At 42.0% G+C, this 2,247-nt stretch carries 2 protein-coding genes and 1 pseudogene; 1 reads left to right on the top strand and 2 read right to left on the bottom strand.

Going from position 1 to position 2,247, the window contains the following annotated elements; all coding sequences use genetic code 11:
- Positions 1-52: 52 nt before the first annotated feature.
- Positions 53-736, bottom strand: coding sequence for a T9SS type A sorting domain-containing protein (locus tag Q0K96_RS15080; RefSeq protein ID WP_363317259.1), 684 nt, complete (start codon positions 734-736; stop codon positions 53-55).
- A gap of 453 nt (positions 737-1,189) precedes the next feature.
- On the opposite strand from Q0K96_RS15080, the gene Q0K96_RS15075 reads away from it, so the two are divergent.
- Positions 1,190-1,399 (top strand): botulinum neurotoxin N-terminal receptor binding domain-containing protein, encoded by a 210-nt coding sequence (locus tag Q0K96_RS15075; protein WP_363317258.1) that lies wholly within the window; start codon positions 1,190-1,192, stop codon positions 1,397-1,399.
- Between the two features lie 45 nt (positions 1,400-1,444).
- On the opposite strand, the pseudogene Q0K96_RS15070 reads toward Q0K96_RS15075, so the two are convergent.
- A pseudogene (locus Q0K96_RS15070) lies at positions 1,445-2,221 on the bottom strand (choice-of-anchor J domain-containing protein); the annotation flags it as partial.
- Positions 2,222-2,247 lie beyond the last annotated feature (26 nt).

Below are 2,247 nucleotides of genomic sequence, written 5' to 3'. Positions count from 1 at the left end.
AAAAAAGAGGAACTTAAAAAAGCTCCTCTTTTAGATATTTAAGTCTTAAATTTTAGTTCTTAATAATTTTTTGGGTTGAAGTTCCTTTGTCGGTTGTGATTTTAACAAGATATAACCCAATTTTTAAAGAAGAAACATCCATTTTTTTGCCTGAACCGTTAAGGCACTTTCTGCCGTTAAGGTCATAAACGGTAATGTTTTGCAACTCACTGCCGTAGGTGTTAATATTGAGGTAGTTAACTACCGGGTTAGGATATACAGAAACCTTGTTTTGAAGGGCATCTGTTAGCCCTGATGTTTCTGCAACAATTTCAGTTTCGGCGGTGTTGGTAATCACAGGCTCGTTAAAGTCGAAAAAGATACCTGCGCCATTATAAAATATGTCACCTAATACTACAGTGCTTTGCGGCTTAATCCTGTAGGTTACAAAACCGTGGCTGCCCGGCTCGTCACTTTCATCATCCGGCAGGTTTATATCATTAAATAAAAATTCAAGATCGCCTTCTTCACGGTTAACCGTATAATAATGGCTTGCTGCTATCGGCTGAAAAGTATCCCAGTCCAGCTTTTCGTCAAGCTCATTCTCAAGCCTTACATTTATGGCTGAGGCCGTACCCGTATTCTGGAACCTGATAGTATAAGTTAAATAATCATCAGCCTGCTCTAAAAGTATTTCAGGGCCTTCATGCACAATAATATCATTAGGGTCCCATGAATTGATTATGGTTTGCTGCATTACCGCTGTATTATCATCTGGTAAGTCATCTGTCTCGTTATGTGTTACCTCCAGGGTAAAGTTTACCATTTCTCCGCCAACATTTGTGGGTGGAGCAAGCGTATAAAGGTCAATAACATAATTTTCTGCAGCAAATGCAGCCATATCGCCAATGGTAAAAGTAATGGTGTTGCCTGTTGCAGCACTGTTACCTTCGGATGAGGTATAATCAAACCTGTTGTCATCAAAAGTAACAGTAGCGATAACATTATTTAAAAGCTCACTGCCGTTATTGCGTACTGTAAGCTGATAGAAAGCATGGAACCCCGGCCTTGCAGCGCCAATGGGTGTAAGTGTTATACTCGCGTCTGTTACGCTTTCAGGTTGTTCCAGGCAAATATCGGCGGTTTCTTCTGTTACAGAGCCGTTAAAGTTTACCGATACCGTAACAGCTTCTGTTGCAGGGAAAAATGATTGCGGTTCCGGCTGAAGTATAATGGTGCTTTCACCATCTCCGATATTATAAACGGTATATTCTCCATTCATATCAGTATAAGTGTAGTAAGCAAACAGTCCATCTATATTAACAGCAATCGGCACAAAAGGCACAATATCGCCTTCCTCACAATTACCATCTCCGTCAGCATCAAAAGTAACTGTGCCGGTAAGTGTATTGCCTGTTAGTACCTGGCTGTATACAGGCCCTACCCATTCGCTAACGCCCCCCTGCTGGCAAAGGCTTCTTATATATATCTGGTAAGTGCTTTCTACTGTAAGCCCTGTAAAAACATAAGGGCTTGATGTTGCAATTACACCCTGCTCATTTCCTGTAAAGGGAACCCCGGCAGGCAGTATGATTATCTCATAATCAGATACGCCCGGCGCTTCATCCCAGCTCAAGGTCAGCTCGGTACCTGTTGCTTCGCTTATCATTACATTTAACGGCTGCACACAACCTTCTGTAACCGATACCTCATCAACAAGCCAACCGTCACCATCATCTGTAACCAGCACAAAAGCAATATGCACCTCTACCCCTGTATATACAGATGGGATGTTTACAACCTTTTGTGTATATGTGGTTTGAGAGGGGTTAATTTCGGTTTCTGTCCATTGCTGCATCAAGGTATAACTGCTTAAATCCTGAGGATCATCAACCGTAACCATCATGCGGTAAAGGCTCCCCTGGTTATTATTCTGGAGCAGGCGTGAGTAAAAAGAAATTATTCCGTTTGGCGGTACCGTTATTGCAGGGGTTATCAGCCAGTCTTCAGCAGTTCCTGTTGGTACATCTTCTCCAATTATGTAGGCTGCATGATTACCCTGATAAGGTGGCAGTACAGGGCTTGCTAAAGGTGTTTGGCTCCAGCTTTCTCCGGTACCAACACCATTGCCGGTTACTGTCCAGCCTTCAGGCGGGAAACTCTGCTCAAATCCTTCTACAGGAATTTGTGCATAAGCACCTGCAAATACTAATAGTAAAAAAACGAGTAATTTTTCTTTCATAACAAATTGTTTTTATAGTTTGTAAT

This window comes from Flavobacterium sp. (assembly GCF_024305175.1).
In the GTDB taxonomy this organism is placed as follows: domain Bacteria; phylum Bacteroidota; class Bacteroidia; order Flavobacteriales; family Flavobacteriaceae; genus Flavobacterium.
This window is presented reverse-complemented; position numbering and strand designations above follow the sequence as displayed.

Coding starts and splice junctions, on each gene's coding strand:
- Q0K96_RS15080 (WP_363317259.1), bottom strand. CDS start 736: ATGCAGCAAACCATAATCAATTCATGGGACCCTAATGATATTATTGTG.